This window comes from Variovorax paradoxus B4, from assembly GCF_000463015.1.
In the GTDB taxonomy this organism is placed as follows: Bacteria; Pseudomonadota; Gammaproteobacteria; order Burkholderiales; family Burkholderiaceae_C; genus Variovorax; species Variovorax paradoxus_E.
In genome coordinates this window covers 2,695,699-2,709,853 of the sequence record NC_022247.1, presented here as the reverse complement: position 1 = coordinate 2,709,853, position 14,155 = coordinate 2,695,699, and the positions used below count along the sequence as shown (strand labels likewise).

The following is a 14,155-nucleotide window of genomic DNA, read 5'->3' as shown; positions in this document are numbered from 1 at the left end:
CTGTTTTCCTGACTGACTGTCCGACGGGCGATGGCATGCCGCCATCGCCCGCTCGCGACAACCGCACCCCATGCTGAATTACTTCCTCAAACGACTGTTGGGCCTGATCCCCACGCTGCTTATCGTGGCAGTGGTGGTGTTCCTGTTCGTCCACATGCTGCCCGGCGATCCGGCGCGCCTTGCCGCGGGTCAGGACGCCGACGAACAGACCATCGCCATGGTTCGCGCAGAACTCGGGCTCGACAAGCCGCTGCCGCAGCAGTTCGTGAGCTTCTTCACCCACATGCTGCAAGGCGACTTCGGCACCTCGATCCGCACGCGGCGGCCGGTGTCGATGGAGATCGGCGAGCGCTTCTTCCCGACGGTGATGCTGACCATCACCAGCATGGTGTGGGCCGTGATCTTCGGCATGGGCATCGGCATCGTCTCCGCCGTGTTCCGCAACCAATGGCCCGACCGGCTCGGCATGACGCTGGCCGTGTCGGGCATCTCCTTTCCGGCATTTGCCCTGGGCATGCTGCTGATGCAGATCTTCTCGGTCCAGCTCGGCTGGCTACCCACGGTGGGCGCGAGCAGCTGGAAGCACTACATCCTGCCTTCGATTACGCTGGGTGCCGCAGTGGCCGCGGTGATGGCGCGCTTCACGCGCGCATCGTTCGTCGAGGTGATCCAGGAAGATTTCGTTCGCACCGCGCGTGCCAAGGGCGTGCGCGAGCGCACCGTCATCATCAAGCACTGCCTGCGCAACGCGCTGATCCCGGTGGTCACGATGATGGGCCTGCAGTTCGGCTTCCTGCTGGGCGGCTCGATCCTGGTCGAGGCCGTCTTCAACTGGCCGGGCCTCGGCCGCCTCCTGGTCGATGCCGTGCAGATGCGCGACTACCCCGTGATCCAGACGCTGGTGCTGCTGTTCTCGCTCGAATTCATCCTGATCAATCTGGTGGTGGACGTGCTGTACGGCTACATCAACCCCACCATCCGCTACAAGTAAGGCAGCCGACATGACGCAAGCCACCGGCGTGACTGCCGAATCGATCGCTCCGCCCATCGTGGCGGTTCAAACCGCGGGCAAGGTCCGCACGCCCTGGGGCGAATGCTGGCGCCGCTTCAAGAAGCAGCCCGTGGGCATCGTCGCGGCGCTGTTCGTGCTGCTGCTGGTGTTCGTCGCGGTGTTCGCGCCGTGGATCGTGCCCTTCGACGCGGAGAACTTCTTCGACTACGACATGCTGAACACGGGGCCTTCGGCCACGCACTGGTTCGGCGTCGATCCGCTGGGCCGCGACATCTTCAGCCGCATCCTGATGGGTGCACGCATTTCGCTGATGGCCGGCTTCCTGTCGGTGCTGGTGGGCGGCTTCGTCGGCACGGCCTTCGGCCTGCTCGCGGGCTACTACGAAGGCTGGTGGGACCGCATCGTGATGCGGATCTCCGACGTGCTCTTTGCCTTCCCCGGCATTCTTCTGGCGCTCGGCGTGGTCGCCATTCTCGGCAGCAGCATGACCAATGTGGTGGTGGCGGTGTCGGTGTTCAGCGTGCCGGCCTTCGCGCGCCTGGTGCGCGGCAACACGCTGGTACTCAAGCAGCAGACCTACATCGAGGCCGAACGCAGCATCGGCGCGTCGGACTGGACCATCATCGTGCGGCACATCCTGCCGGGCACCATCTCGTCCATCGTCGTGTACTTCTCGATGCGCGTGGGCACCTCGATCATCACGGCCGCCAGCCTCTCGTTCCTCGGCATGGGCGCGCAGCCGCCAACGCCCGAATGGGGCGCCATGCTCAGCGAAGCCCGCGCCGACATGGTGACCTCGCCGCACGTGGCGCTGTTCCCGAGCCTGGCCATCTTCTTCACCGTGCTGGCGTTCAACCTGCTCGGCGATGCACTGCGCGACGCGCTCGATCCGAAGATCGACCGCGAATAATCCCATCTTCATGCCAGCGAACACCCTGCCCCACATCGGCCTCCTGCTCCAAGGCACGCGCAATGCCATCACCGACGTCGAAGGCGTCGCGGTCGGCCACCAGACGCTCGACGACGCAGGCGTGCAGACGGGCGTGACGGTGATCCGTCCGCATGCGGGTGATCCGTTCCGCGACAAGGTACCGGCCGCCGCCGTGGTGCTCAACGGCTTCGGCAAGAGCGTGGGGCTGATGCAGCTCGAAGAGCTCGGTGTGCTGGAGACGCCGATTGCGCTGACCAACACTTTCTCGGTCGGCACAGTGGCGACGGCGCAGATCCGCCATTGCGTTGCGGCCAACCCCGAGAGCGGCCGATCGCTGCCGACGGTGAATCCGCTGGTCTTCGAGTGCAACGACGGCTTTCTCAACGACATCCAGCGGCTGGCGGTCACGGAAGCGGACTACCTGCGCGCGCTCGAGAGTGCCGGCGCCGGCTTCGCGCAGGGCTCGGTCGGCGCGGGCCGCGGCATGTCGAGCTTCCAGCTCAAGGGCGGCATCGGCAGCGCATCGCGCCGCGTGCCGGCGCCCGAGGACAAACTGCACACCGTGGGCACGCTGGTGCTGGCGAACTACGGGCGCCAGCCGCAACTGGTGCTGGCCGGGCACCCGGTCGGCGAACGGCTGGCCGCGCAAGACACGCCCGAGTGCAAGGAGCCCGAGAAGGGCTCGATCATCATCGTCGTTGCCACCGATGCGCCGCTCGACGCGCGCCAGCTACGCCGGCTCGCGCTGCGCGCAGCCGCGGGGCTGGCCCGCACCGGCTCGGTCTTCGGCCATGGCAGCGGCGACATCGTGCTGGCCTTTTCAACCGCCTACACCGTGCCCGATCGCGTCGACCGCCCGATGCCGGCCTTCGCCATGGTGCATGACGGATTGCTCGACGGCCTCTTCCAGGCCGCAGCCGACAGCACCGAGCAGGCGATCCTGCATGCGCTCTGGCGCGCCACGGCCGTGACGGGCCGCGATGGCAATCACCGGGCAGCGCTATCGGAACTGCTGCCGCCCTCTTCCCTTTCTTCTTTCGCGCAACCGCACCCCCTCCCATGAAAGTCCTGATCTCCACCGACATCGAAGGCGTTGCGGGCGTCTACCACCACGAGCAGGCCCGGCCGGGCAACCCCGAGTACGAACGCGCCCGCCTGCTGATGGCGCAGGAGGCCAACGCGGCCATTGCCGGCGCCTTCGAGGCCGGCGCCACCGAGGTGCTGGTCAACGATTCGCATGGCGGCTTTCGCAACATGCCGCCCGACGCGCTCGATGCGCGCGCCCGCGTGGTGCAGGGCAAGCCGCGCTACCTGAGCATGGTGGCCGGCGTCGAGGAAGGCGTGGACGCCGTCTGCATGGTGGGCTACCACTCACGCGCCCAGGGACGTGGCATCCTCGCCCACACCATCAACAGCTTTGCCTTTGCCGGCATCCGGCTCGGCGAGCAGGAACTGGGCGAGGCCGGGCTCTACGGCGCGCTGGCGGGCGAATACGGCGCGCCGGTGGTCATGGCCAGCGGGGACGATGTGTTCATCGCGGAGAACCGTCCGATCTTTCCGCATGCCACCTTCGTTCAGACCAAGCGCGCCACCGGGTTCAGCAGCGGCGTGTCGCTCTCGCCCGAGCAGTCGCGCGCGGCCATCCGGGCTGGCGTGGTGCAAGGGCTGGCCGGCAGGGACAACGCCGCTGCGCTGGTCTTCAAGGGGCCGCAGGTGGTGACGCTGCGCACCCAGTCGCCGGCCATGGCCGATCTGTTCTGCCAGTGGCCGTCGTTCGAACGCATCGACGGCGTGACCTTGCGTTTCACCGCGGACACGGTAGAGGCCGCGGTGCGCATGCTGAACTGCTGTTCGGCGATGTCTTCCATGCTGCGCTGAACCGTTCGAGGCGCCCGCCGCCTCGTTCCGCACCCGCCAGCCGGGTCATCCATCTCTTCCTAGAATTCCTGGGTCAGGCGACTCCGATGGGCTCGCGCCTTATCCGGAATAAGCATTCAACCGCCCGGAAACCCGCATGGGCATTGAAGAATAAGCTTATCCGCATAAAGCGCGAACCAAAAAATAGTTTGCTTCCATAAGGCCGGGTTTCAGAATCTCGGCTTCTTGCTGGGGCGCCCCGTTGTACGTGCGGCACCGCACTTCTTCAAGAATCACACGATGTACCAATACACAGAATTCGATCGCCAGTTCGTCCATCAGCGAGCCGCCCAGTTCAGAGACCAGCTCGAGCGCTGGCAAAAGGGCCGCCTCCACGAAGACGAATTCCGTCCCCTGCGACTGCAAAACGGCTGGTATGTGCAGCGCTATGCGCCGATGCTGCGCGTGGCCGTGCCCTACGGTGAGCTTTCCAGCCGCCAGCTGCGCGTGCTGGCCCGCATCGCCCGCGAATACGACGAGCCCGAAGCCGAGGTCTACCGCAAGGCCATCGAGACGCAGGGCCTGCTCGGCAGCCACAAGCTCCCCACGCACTACGCCCACTTCTCGACACGCCAGAACGTCCAGTACAACTGGATTCCGCTGTCCAAGTCGGCCGACGTGATGGACCTGCTGGCTTCGGTCGACATGCATGGCATCCAGACCAGCGGCAACTGCATCCGCAACATCACGAGCGACGAGCGCGCCGGCATCGCGGTCGACGAAATCGCCGATCCGCGCCCCTACGCCGAAATCATGCGGCAGTGGAGCACGCTGCACCCTGAATTCGCCTTCCTGCCACGCAAGTTCAAGATCGCGATCTCCGGCGCCACCGAAGACCGCGCAGCCACCGGCTGGCACGACGTGGGCCTGAAGCTCGTGAAGAACGAGGCGGGCGATATCGGTTTTCGCGTGCAGGTGGGCGGCGGCATGGGCCGCACGCCCATCATCGGCACCGTGCTGCGCGAGTTCCTGCCGTGGCAGCAGATCATGAATTACCTCGAAGCGGTGATCCGGGTCTACAACCGCTATGGCCGCCGCGACAACATCTACAAGGCGCGCATCAAGATTCTGGTGAAGGCCGAAGGCCAGCGCTACATTGACGATGTCGAGGCCGAGTACAAGCAGATCATCGAGCACGACGGCGCGCCGCACACCATCACGCAGGAAGAGTTCGACCGCGTGGCCGCCTCCTTCGTGCCGCCGACGCTCGCCACCCGCGTGCTGCAAAGCGCCGAGAAGACCGACGCCGAGCTGCGTGCCCACGCCGCCGACGACGTGATGTTCGCGCGCTGGCTGGCCCGCAACGTGGCCGCGCACAAGAACCCCGCGCTGCGCGCCGTGACGCTCTCTTTCAAGCGCCTGAAGCAGGCGCCCGGCGACGCCTCCGCCGATCAGCTCGACACGCTCGCCGAACTGGCCGACCGCTTCTCGGCCGGCGAAGCCCGCGTCACGCACGACCAGAACATCGTGCTGCCCTGGGTGCATGCCGAAGACCTGCATGCGCTGTGGCTCGCCGCCCGCGCGGCCGGCTTTGCCAGCGCCAACGTGCACCTGCTGACCGACATGATCGCCTGCCCCGGCGGCGACTTCTGCGCGCTGGCCAATGCGCGCTCCATCCCCATTGCCGAAGCCATCACCGAGCGTTATCAAGACCTCGACGAGCTCGACGACCTGGGCGAGATCGACCTGCACATCAGCGGCTGCATCAACTCCTGCGGGCACCACCACAGCGGCCACATCGGCATCCTGGGCGTCGACAAGGACGGCAAGGAGTGGTACCAGGTCACCCTCGGCGGCTCCGACGGTTCCGCGCTCAGCGGTACGCCGCAGGCCGGCAAGGCGGTCGGCCCCTCGTTCTCGGCGGCCGAAGTGCCGGGCGTGATCGAGGCCGTGCTCACCACCTACCGCGACACCCGCGAAGGCGGAGAGACCTTCATCGACACCCTGCGCCGCGTCGGCCACGACCCGTTCAAGGCCGCGGCCAACGGTGCGCGCTTCAAGGTGGAGGAAGCAGCATGAACAGACGTCTCAACATCCTCGCTGCCGAAGAGCACGTCGATGACGGCGACCCGAAGGTCCTGCAGCTGCCCAACGATGCCGATCCGCTCGCCATCGAGGTGTGCCTGGAAGACATCGAGCGCATCGACCTGAACTTTCCGAAGTTCACCGATGGCCGTGCCTACAGCCAGGCCTTCCTGCTGCGCCGCCGGCTCGGCTTCAAGGGCGACATCCGCGCCACCGGCGACGTGCTGATCGACCAGCTGGTGCAGATGGAACGCACCGGCTTCTCGAGCGCCGTGCTGAAGGAAGGCGTGGACGCCACCGACGCACAGCGCCAGTTCGACCGCTTCGCCGCCTTCTACCAGGGCGATGCGGTGCAGACCGCGCCGCACTTCGCGGCCGGCACCTGAGCCCGCATGGGAACCATCGACATGAGCATCGCTACGGACATCGACTTCGCACGCATCAACACCGAACTCGGCCGCAACGCCGAGGGCCTGGTGGACTGGGCCGTCGGCCTGGGCCAGCGCGCGATCGTCACCACCAATTTCCGCCCGTTCGAGGCCGTGATCCTGCACATGGTCACGCGCGCCAAGCGCGACGTTCCCGTGGTCTGGATGGACAACGGCTACAACACCGAGGCCACCTACCGCTTTGCCGACGAGGTGACGAAGCAGTTGGGCCTGGATCTGCACATCTACCTGCCGCGCCGTTCGCGTGCGCATCGCGAAGCCGTGGAAGGCCCGACCCCGGCGCTCGACGATCCGCGCCATGCCGCTTTCACGGAAGAAGTGAAGCTGGAGCCCTTTGCCCGCGCGCTGCGCGAGACGGCGCCGAAGGTCTGGTTCACCGCGCTTCGGGCCACCGACACGGCCGTGCGCGCACAGATGGACCCGGTCAGCGTCAATCCGGATGGGCTGATCAAGGTCGCGCCGCTCCTGCACTGGTCGTCCAAGGATCTGTACGCGTACTGCGAAGCGCATGGCCTGCCCAACAACTTCGACTACGTGGACCCGACCAAGGGCGAAGACAACCGCGAGTGCGGATTGCACCTCTCTCACTGAGAGCCATCGCCGCATCGACCATCCGCATTCAGCACCCCACCCGATGAACGCCCGTACCGAAACCGAACTGCTGCTGCCGCCCATGCACTCTCCCGCGCGCCTGTCCAACACCCATCTCGATGCGCTGGAAGAGGAAACCGTCTTCATCCTGCGCGAAGTGGCGGCGGCCTTCGAGCGCCCGACCCTGCTGTTCTCGGGCGGCAAGGATTCGCTGGTGCTGCTGAAGTGTGCCGAAAAGGCCTTCGGCGCCGGCCGCATCCCCTACCCGCTGCTGATGATCGACACGGGCCACAACTTCCCCGAAGTGACGGCCTACCGCGACCAGCGCGCCGAGGAACTGGGTGCCGACTTGATCGTGCGCAGCGTCGAGGATTCGATGGCGCGCGGTACCGTGCGCCTTGCGCACCCCGGCGAATCGCGCAATGCGCACCAGTCGGTCACGCTGCTCGAAGCCATTGAAGAATTCCGCTTCGACGCGCTGATCGGCGGCGCCCGCCGCGACGAGGAAAAGGCGCGCGCCAAGGAACGCATCTTTTCGCACCGCGACAGCTTCGGCCAATGGCAGCCCAAGGACCAGCGCCCCGAGTTGTGGACGCTGTTCAACACCCGCCTCGCCCCGGGTGAGCACTTCCGCGTGTTCCCGATATCGAACTGGACCGAGCTCGACGTGTGGCAATACATCGAGCGCGAACACGTAGGCCTGCCGTCGATCTACTACACGCACAAGCGCGAGGTGGTCGAACGCCGCGGCCTGCTGGTGCCGGTGACCGAACTGACCCCGCCGCGCGACGGCGAAACCGTGCAGGTGCGCGATGTGCGCTTTCGCACCGTGGGCGACATCACGACCACCTGCCCGGTCGAAAGCCTTGCGGCCGATGCGGGCGACGTGGTGCTCGAAACGCTGTCGGTCGACGTCAGCGAGCGCGGCGCGACGCGCATGGACGACATGACTTCGGAAGCTTCGATGGAGAAGCGCAAAAAAGACGGGTATTTCTGATGAGCACCATAACGGCAACCCTCGACAACACCGCCCTCCACGGCGACACCGGCACCGCCCTGCGCTTCATCACCTGCGGCTCGGTCGACGACGGCAAGAGCACGCTGATCGGCCGCCTGCTGGTCGACAGCAAGACGGTTCTGCAGGACCAGCTCGCCGGTGTGCAGCGCGGCGGCGAAACCGACCTTGCCCTCTTGACCGACGGCCTCTCGGCCGAGCGCGAACAGGGCATCACGATCGACGTGGCCTACCGCTACTTCTCGACCGCCAGGCGCAAGTTCATCATCGGCGACGCGCCGGGCCACGAGCAGTACACCCGCAACATGGTCACGGCCGCCTCGGCCGCCGATGCCGCAGTGGTGCTGGTCGATGCCACCAAGCTGGCCTGGGCCGCCGAGGTGGAAGACGGCACCGTGGTCAAGCGCGAGCTCCTGCCTCAGACGCGCCGCCACACGCTGCTGGCGCACCTGCTGCGCGTGCAGTCGGTGGTGTTCGCAGTCAACAAGCTCGACGCCATCGGCGACGCCGGCCTGGCCTTCGAACGCATCTCGACCGCGCTGAACGCCTTTGCCGAAGCGGCGGGCGTGCAGGTGGCCGCCATCGTGCCGATCTCCGCCCTCAAGGGCTGGAACGTGGCCACGCGCCATGCCGACTGGGTCGGCTACGAGGGCCCTAGCCTGCTCGAGCTGCTCGAGGAACTGCCGGTCACCGTGCAGGACGAGGCCGTGCCCTTCGCCTTCCCGGTGCAGTGGGTCGAAAAGTTCTCGGCCTCGGCCGACACCTCGCAGGGCCGCCGCGTGTTCTGGGGCCGCGTGGCTTCCGGCCACGTCGAACCCGGCCAGCGCGTGACCGTGCTGCCCAGCAACCAGACGGCCACGGTCGCGCAGGTGCTGAGCCACACGCGGCAACCGAAGGTGGTGCATGCGGGCCACAGCGCCGGCATCGTGCTCGACCGCGAAGTGGACGTGTCGCGCGGCGACTGGCTGCTGGCGCCCGGCGCCTTCGAGCCGGTGCGCGAGATCACCGCCACCGTGGCCTGGCTCGACGACGAGCCGCTGGTTGCCGGCCGCGTCTACTGGGCGCTGCAGGGCCACCGCTGGGTCAAGGCCAAGGTGGCGCGCATCGTCGACCGGGTGAACATCACCACGCTCGAATCCGAGCCCGCAACTCAGCTGGAAGCCAATTCCATTGGCGACGTGGTGCTTTCGCTCCAGCAGCCGCTGGCGGTGCTGCCCTTCACGCAATCGCGGACCCTGGGCTCGCTGGTGCTGGTCGATACGGCCTCCCACAAGACCGCTGCTGCCGTGCTCGTGCAGCCTGCCGCCGCAAAGGCCTAAAATCCGGGGTTTTCCCGACCTCACACTGACGTTAGAAGACAAATGACCCACGTCGTCTCCGAAGCCTGCATCCGCTGCAAATACACCGACTGCGTGGACGTATGCCCCGTGGATTGCTTCCGCGAAGGCCCCAACATGCTGGTGATCGACCCGGACGAATGCATCGACTGCGCGGTCTGCATCCCCGAGTGCCCGGTCAATGCGATCTATGCCGAGGAAGACCTCCCGGCCAACCAGATCGCATTCATCAAGCTCAACGCAGAGCTCTCGCTGGCCGACGGCTGGAAGAGCATCACCAAGCGCAAGCCCGCGCTGCCCGACGCCGAAGAGTGGAAAGACAAGACCGACAAGATCGGCGAACTGGTCCGTTGAACCCCGAAGGCCGAGCCCCCATCGAAACCGACGCGCTGATCATCGGCGCCGGTCCGGTCGGACTGTTCCAGGCCTTCCAGCTCGGCCTGCTCGAGATCTCCTGCCACATCGTCGATGCGCTGCCCGCCGCGGGCGGCCAGTGCGTGGCGCTCTACGGCGACAAGCCGATCTACGACATTCCGGGCACGCCGGTCACCAGCGGACGCGGCCTCGCGCAATCGCTGCTCGAGCAGGTCGCGCCCTTCAAGCCGCAATTCCATTTCGGCGAGCAGGTGGCCACGCTCGTCCGGCAGGCCGATGAGCGCCTGCTGCTGACCACCTCGGCCGGCACCGCTTTCCTCGCCAAGACCGTGTTCATCGCGGCCGGCGTCGGCGCCTTCGTGCCCAAGCGCATCGCGGTCGAAGGCATTGCGCAGTTCGAAGGCAGCTCCCTTTTCTATCACCCCGATTCGCTGGCCCGCTTCGCCGGGCAGGCGGTGGCGGTGAATGGCGGCGACGACGTTGCGCTGGCAACCGCCGTCGCGCTCACGGCTGTGGCAAGGCAGGTCACGCTGGTCCACCGGCGCGACGGCTTCCAGGCCGACGAAGGCCTCGTCGCTTCGATGCGTGCGCTGGTCGCTGAAGGCAAGCTCGCGTTCAAGGTCGGCCAGCCCACCGCTTTCGACGGCAGGCAACTGCAGATCACCACGCCCGATGCAACCACTGCCGATCTGCCGCTCGACGCGCTGATCGCCTGCCTGGGCATCTCCCCGCGCCTCGGCCCCATTGCCGACTGGGGCCTGGAACTGGAGCGCAAGCAGGTGCCGGTCGACACCGAGAAGTACGAAACCCGCGAGCGCGGCGTGTTCGCAGTGGGCGACATCAACACCTACCCGGGTAAGAAGAAGCTCATCGTCTGCGGCTTCCACGAGGCCACGCTGGCGGCCTGGGGCGCCACCGCCATCGTGTTCCCAGGCAAGGCGATCCCGCTCCAGTACACGACCACCAGCACGCGGCTCCACGAGCTGCTGGGCGTGGCTGGCACTACGTCCCGCTAGGCAGCAGCGCGCGGTATTCGCCGATGAAGCTGCCGATGGCGGCGATGAATCGGTCGATGTCCGCATTGGTCAGCGGCAGCGACAGCACGACGAAGCCGCGCGGCGAGGCGTAGATGCCCTCGCTCAGCAAGTGGAAGAACAGCAGCTGGCGAAGGCGTCCGTCGACCGCCGCCAGGTCGTCCACGCGCCGCACTTCCCCGCGCACGAAATGCGCATTCATCAGCGACCCGACACCGGTGAACTGCATGGCCACGCCCTCCTTCGTGCACAGCGCGTTGAGCCGCGCACGCATCGCCTCGCCGCGCTCGGCCAGCGCGCCGGCCGCCTCGGGCGTGAACAGCTTCGTGAGGCCGGCATATCCGGCCGCCATGGTCATCACGTTGTTGTTGAAGGTGCCCGAATGCGCAAGCGACCCTGTGCGCGGATCGAACTGCGCCATCACGTCGCTGCGCCCGCCAAAGGCCCCGAACGACATGCCGCCGCCGATGTACTTGCCCAGCGTGGTCAGGTCGGACCGGATGCCGAGCCTGTTGGCCAGGCCCTGCGGCCCCAGGCGAGAGGTCATGACCTCGTCGAAGACCAGCAGCGCACCGACCCGGGTGGCCGCTTCGCGCAATGCCTGCAGAAATTCGGGGCTGCCCGGAATGCAGCCGCTCGCGCCCTGCATCGGTTCGACGAGGATCGCGGCGATTTCCGGCCCATGCTTGGCGATCTGCTCGCTCGCGGCCTGCGCGTCGTTGTAGGGCAGCACCAGAAAGTCGAAGGGCACGGTGGTCGGCAAGGGCTTGGCGCCGAAGCCGAGCACGCCGCCGTGGTAGCCGCCCGAGAACACCACGATCTTTCGCCGCCCCGTGAAATGCAGCGCGGCCGTGAGCGCCATCAGGTTGGCCTCGGTGCCCGAGTTGGTGAAGCGCAATTGCTCGATCTGCGGAAAGCGCTCGCAGATGGTCTTGGCGAGCCGGCCTTCGAGCAGGTTGTGGCCCGTGAGGTTGATGCCGCCCTGCATCGCCTCGACGACGGCATCGCGGATCTCGGGTGCCGAGTGGCCGTAGACGCCGGCCGTGTACTCGGCGATGAAGTCGGCATAGCGGTGGCCGTCGGCATCCCAGAGCGCGGCGCCCTCGCCCTTGGCGATGGTGAGCGGAAACGGCGCGTAGAACAGCACCGAGCGGCTGTTGGCGCCCGGCATGTAGCGCGCCTGCGCCTCGAACTGGCGCCGGCTGGCCGGGTTGGCCTCGATGAAGCGCTGGAGGGCCTGGTCAAGGGACTGGTCGATTGCGGAATCGCTCATGGGGACACATCCTCGAAGTGGCGGCATGTGGATTGCCATATCCGGGCCATCATCCATGGTTTGGAGGCGGGACGCACAGGCTCGTACAATAGTTTCCGCTTTGCGCTACGGCGCGGAGCACTACCGCTAGGGGTGTCGAACCGGGATCCGTTCCGGGGCTGACTGAGAGAGTCCCTTTGAACCTGACTGAGGTAAGACGAGGTCAGGGGCTCTTGGGCCGTCAACGGAAGACCGCTAAGGGCCCAAAGCGGTACTACGAAATTTCACGAAGCAGTCATTCGCAACTGGGCCGGCAACGCTCTTACTCAGCGCAGTTCAGCATCCACTGAACACCGAACCGGTCGGTCAATTTGCCGTAGTAGTCCCCCCACGGCTGAATGCCCAAGGGGGTCGTGACCGTTCCACCTGCAGCCAAAGCTCGGAAGAGATTGTTCGTTGAATCTCGACCGTTCATCGCAAGCAAATGCGCGGAGCCTCGCATCGGCTCAGCATCATCGTTGTCGGAGGCATAGAAGAGCAAGCCTGGTCCCTCGAACTTGGCATGCATGACCTGGCCGCGCATGGCCTCGTTCTTCACGGGCATGCCATCGACCCCGTAGCGAAGCACCTCGACGACACGACCAAGACCACATTGAGTATAGAAAGCCAGGGCGTCATCACAGGTCGTGGTGAAAAACAAATAGTTCGAGAGTTGCATGTTGGTATTCCCAGACGTAGATGGGGCGTCAGGCCGAGGCGGCTCCTTCGCCAAGCTGCGCATTGGTGAGAGCCATCCCGGCGATGCCCCAGGCCCCGTCTACCGCGTGCACGACGTTGACCCATATACGCTCCTTCGGGTGCTGCGCGCCTGACAGCTCATGAATGATGTTCGTGGCTTCTTCTATGTAGCCAACTTGAACCTCCCGACTGGCGAACGCGAAGGACGGGACCTTCCATTCGACGAACGCCACGGAGGCCTCCTTTGATCCGGAGTACGTGTGCTCCGTTGGCAAGACGTGGATCGAGCCCACGATGTTGGGCGTCATCGCCTTGTTTCCTGCCAAGCCATGCCATCTAAGCATGGCATCTGACAGGCGGCTGAAGGCGATTTTTTCCTGGCCCTTCGGAAGAACGCCCTCGGTGAGGGTGAGAGTAAGTGGCATGGGTACTCCAAACAGAAAGAACGGCGTCGCTCATGCGCTGCGAACCGCAGAGCATTTCAAGTAACGACCGTTATTCGATAATACATAACGATCGTGTTTTGAACAACTACAATCGTCAGCTTCACATGTTGAAGGAGCCGCTCGTGTCAAGGTCCGAACAGAAGGTGCAGACGCGGCAACGCATACTGGACGGCGCAGGGCGCGGGTTTCGCAAGGCAGGATTTGGCGGGATTGGGGTTGACGGCCTGGCGAAGGAAGCAGGCCTGACATCGGGTGCCTTCTACGTTCATTTCGACTCAAAGGCCCACGCATTCCGGGAGTCGGTCGCACAGGGCATGGCCGAATTGCGCGGCGGCGTGCTGCACTTCCAGGAAAAGCACGGAAGCACGTGGTGGCCGGAGTTTGTGCGCTTCTACCTCAGTGCCAAGCGGACCTGTGACTTGTCAGAGAGTTGCACGCTTCAGACGATGCCGGCAGAAGTCGCGCGATCGGATGAAGGTTCCCGTGAGACGTTTGAAAAGGCTTTGCGCGACGTTGCGCAGGTGATCGTCGACGGTCCAGCCTCGCCAAATGCACCACGAGACATTGGAGCCGCTTGCGCCGCCCTCTCTTCGCTTGCGGGAGCGGTTACGCTTGCACGTTCCGTAGGAAGTAACTTTGCAGACCAGATAGCCGCAGCAACAGAACACGCGCTGCTAGGGTCGCTGGGCGGAAAGAGTCGATCAACGCCATCAGAACGCGACCGGTAGGTTCAGCTTCCAAGCGAAATGGGCGAGGGTACCGGACGTCGGCTCATGGCCGGATTCTGCCGTACGCCAACTACTTTTCGCTGAGCGCGCCGATGCGCGCCTAAAATGGCGACTCGCTAGGGGTGCTGGCCCGACTCGTCGGACCGGCTGAGAAAACACCCTTTGAACCTGTTCTGCCGTGTTTATTTGCATGGCTTGAGGTAATCCTCGCGCAGGGAAGCTGGTCCGGCGGCCTGTCGCGTTGTCTCGCGCGATGGCCCCACCGCCGGAGCCTCGCCCACCTGCCAAACCTTTTGCACTGGAGC

15 protein-coding genes are annotated in these 14,155 nt (G+C 65.6%); 12 read left to right on the top strand and 3 right to left on the bottom strand.

The window, feature by feature from the left end:
* The first annotated feature begins 70 nt into the window (after positions 1-70).
* The 11 genes from gsiC (at position 71) to VAPA_RS12520 (ending at position 10,668) form a co-directional block, all read left to right on the top strand.
* Positions 71-991: a glutathione ABC transporter permease GsiC gene (gsiC, locus tag VAPA_RS12570; protein ID WP_021007148.1), complete on the top strand. Its 921-nt coding sequence runs from the start codon at positions 71-73 to the stop codon at positions 989-991.
* 10 nt (positions 992-1,001) lie between these two features.
* Positions 1,002-1,922, top strand: a complete 921-nt coding sequence (gene gsiD, locus VAPA_RS12565; RefSeq protein ID WP_021007147.1) for a glutathione ABC transporter permease GsiD — start codon at positions 1,002-1,004, stop codon at positions 1,920-1,922.
* Between the two features lie 10 nt (positions 1,923-1,932).
* Positions 1,933-3,006, top strand: coding sequence for a P1 family peptidase (locus tag VAPA_RS12560; protein WP_021007146.1), 1,074 nt, complete (start codon positions 1,933-1,935; stop codon positions 3,004-3,006).
* Positions 3,003-3,821, top strand: coding sequence for a M55 family metallopeptidase (locus VAPA_RS12555; protein ID WP_021007145.1), 819 nt, complete (start codon positions 3,003-3,005; stop codon positions 3,819-3,821). Before VAPA_RS12560 ends, VAPA_RS12555 begins: the two co-directional genes overlap by 4 nt.
* Before the next feature lie 279 nt (positions 3,822-4,100).
* Positions 4,101-5,879, top strand: coding sequence for a nitrite/sulfite reductase (locus tag VAPA_RS12550; RefSeq protein WP_021007144.1), 1,779 nt, complete (start codon positions 4,101-4,103; stop codon positions 5,877-5,879).
* Positions 5,876-6,271, top strand: a complete 396-nt coding sequence (locus VAPA_RS12545; RefSeq protein WP_021007143.1) for a DUF934 domain-containing protein — start codon at positions 5,876-5,878, stop codon at positions 6,269-6,271. Before VAPA_RS12550 ends, VAPA_RS12545 begins: the two co-directional genes overlap by 4 nt.
* A gap of 21 nt (positions 6,272-6,292) precedes the next feature.
* On the top strand, positions 6,293-6,925 hold the full coding sequence (locus tag VAPA_RS12540; protein ID WP_021007142.1) for a phosphoadenosine phosphosulfate reductase domain-containing protein: 633 nt from the start codon (positions 6,293-6,295) through the stop codon (positions 6,923-6,925).
* A 43-nt stretch (positions 6,926-6,968) separates the two neighbouring features.
* The gene (gene cysD, locus VAPA_RS12535) at positions 6,969-7,922 is read left to right on the top strand and encodes a sulfate adenylyltransferase subunit CysD (RefSeq protein WP_021007141.1); all 954 of its coding nucleotides are present in this window, start codon (positions 6,969-6,971) and stop codon (positions 7,920-7,922) included.
* A complete protein-coding gene (locus VAPA_RS12530) occupies positions 7,922-9,259 on the top strand; it encodes a sulfate adenylyltransferase subunit 1 (protein WP_021007140.1) in 1,338 nt (445 codons plus the stop codon). The genes cysD and VAPA_RS12530 overlap by 1 nt, the downstream gene beginning before the upstream one ends.
* A gap of 42 nt (positions 9,260-9,301) precedes the next feature.
* The gene (fdxA, locus tag VAPA_RS12525) at positions 9,302-9,631 is read left to right on the top strand and encodes a ferredoxin FdxA (protein WP_021007139.1); all 330 of its coding nucleotides are present in this window, start codon (positions 9,302-9,304) and stop codon (positions 9,629-9,631) included.
* Complete coding sequence (locus VAPA_RS12520) at positions 9,628-10,668, top strand: NAD(P)/FAD-dependent oxidoreductase (RefSeq protein ID WP_021007138.1); 1,041 nt, start codon at positions 9,628-9,630, stop codon at positions 10,666-10,668. The genes fdxA and VAPA_RS12520 overlap by 4 nt, the downstream gene beginning before the upstream one ends.
* Here the strand turns inward: VAPA_RS12520 and VAPA_RS12515 are convergent.
* From VAPA_RS12515 to VAPA_RS12505, 3 genes are all read right to left on the bottom strand, one after another.
* Complete coding sequence (locus VAPA_RS12515; protein ID WP_021007137.1) at positions 10,655-11,959, bottom strand: aspartate aminotransferase family protein; 1,305 nt, start codon at positions 11,957-11,959, stop codon at positions 10,655-10,657. The two genes, VAPA_RS12520 and VAPA_RS12515, sit on opposite strands and share 14 nt — an antisense overlap.
* Positions 11,960-12,260: 301 nt before the next feature.
* On the bottom strand, positions 12,261-12,656 hold the full coding sequence (locus VAPA_RS12510; protein ID WP_021007136.1) for a VOC family protein: 396 nt from the start codon (positions 12,654-12,656) through the stop codon (positions 12,261-12,263).
* 28 nt (positions 12,657-12,684) lie between these two features.
* Positions 12,685-13,101 (bottom strand): hypothetical protein, encoded by a 417-nt coding sequence (locus VAPA_RS12505; protein WP_021007135.1) that lies wholly within the window; start codon positions 13,099-13,101, stop codon positions 12,685-12,687.
* A 98-nt stretch (positions 13,102-13,199) separates the two neighbouring features.
* Here VAPA_RS12505 and VAPA_RS33890 point away from each other — a divergent pair, with 98 nt between their 5' ends.
* Positions 13,200-13,850, top strand: a complete 651-nt coding sequence (locus VAPA_RS33890; RefSeq protein ID WP_021007134.1) for a TetR/AcrR family transcriptional regulator — start codon at positions 13,200-13,202, stop codon at positions 13,848-13,850.
* Positions 13,851-14,155 lie beyond the last annotated feature (305 nt).

Bases quoted from the DNA above. Each gene is read 5' to 3' on its own strand.
- gsiC (WP_021007148.1), top strand. From the start codon at position 71: ATGCTGAATTACTTCCTCAAACGACTGTTGGGCCTGATCCCCACGCTG.
- gsiD (WP_021007147.1), top strand. From the start codon at position 1,002: ATGACGCAAGCCACCGGCGTGACTGCCGAATCGATCGCTCCGCCCATC.
- VAPA_RS12560 (WP_021007146.1), top strand. From the start codon at position 1,933: ATGCCAGCGAACACCCTGCCCCACATCGGCCTCCTGCTCCAAGGCACG.
- VAPA_RS12555 (WP_021007145.1), top strand. From the start codon at position 3,003: ATGAAAGTCCTGATCTCCACCGACATCGAAGGCGTTGCGGGCGTCTAC.
- VAPA_RS12550 (WP_021007144.1), top strand. From the start codon at position 4,101: ATGTACCAATACACAGAATTCGATCGCCAGTTCGTCCATCAGCGAGCC.
- VAPA_RS12545 (WP_021007143.1), top strand. From the start codon at position 5,876: ATGAACAGACGTCTCAACATCCTCGCTGCCGAAGAGCACGTCGATGAC.
- VAPA_RS12540 (WP_021007142.1), top strand. From the start codon at position 6,293: ATGAGCATCGCTACGGACATCGACTTCGCACGCATCAACACCGAACTC.
- cysD (WP_021007141.1), top strand. From the start codon at position 6,969: ATGAACGCCCGTACCGAAACCGAACTGCTGCTGCCGCCCATGCACTCT.
- VAPA_RS12530 (WP_021007140.1), top strand. From the start codon at position 7,922: ATGAGCACCATAACGGCAACCCTCGACAACACCGCCCTCCACGGCGAC.
- fdxA (WP_021007139.1), top strand. From the start codon at position 9,302: ATGACCCACGTCGTCTCCGAAGCCTGCATCCGCTGCAAATACACCGAC.
- VAPA_RS12515 (WP_021007137.1), bottom strand. From the start codon at position 11,959: ATGAGCGATTCCGCAATCGACCAGTCCCTTGACCAGGCCCTCCAGCGC.
- VAPA_RS12510 (WP_021007136.1), bottom strand. From the start codon at position 12,656: ATGCAACTCTCGAACTATTTGTTTTTCACCACGACCTGTGATGACGCC.
- VAPA_RS12505 (WP_021007135.1), bottom strand. From the start codon at position 13,101: ATGCCACTTACTCTCACCCTCACCGAGGGCGTTCTTCCGAAGGGCCAG.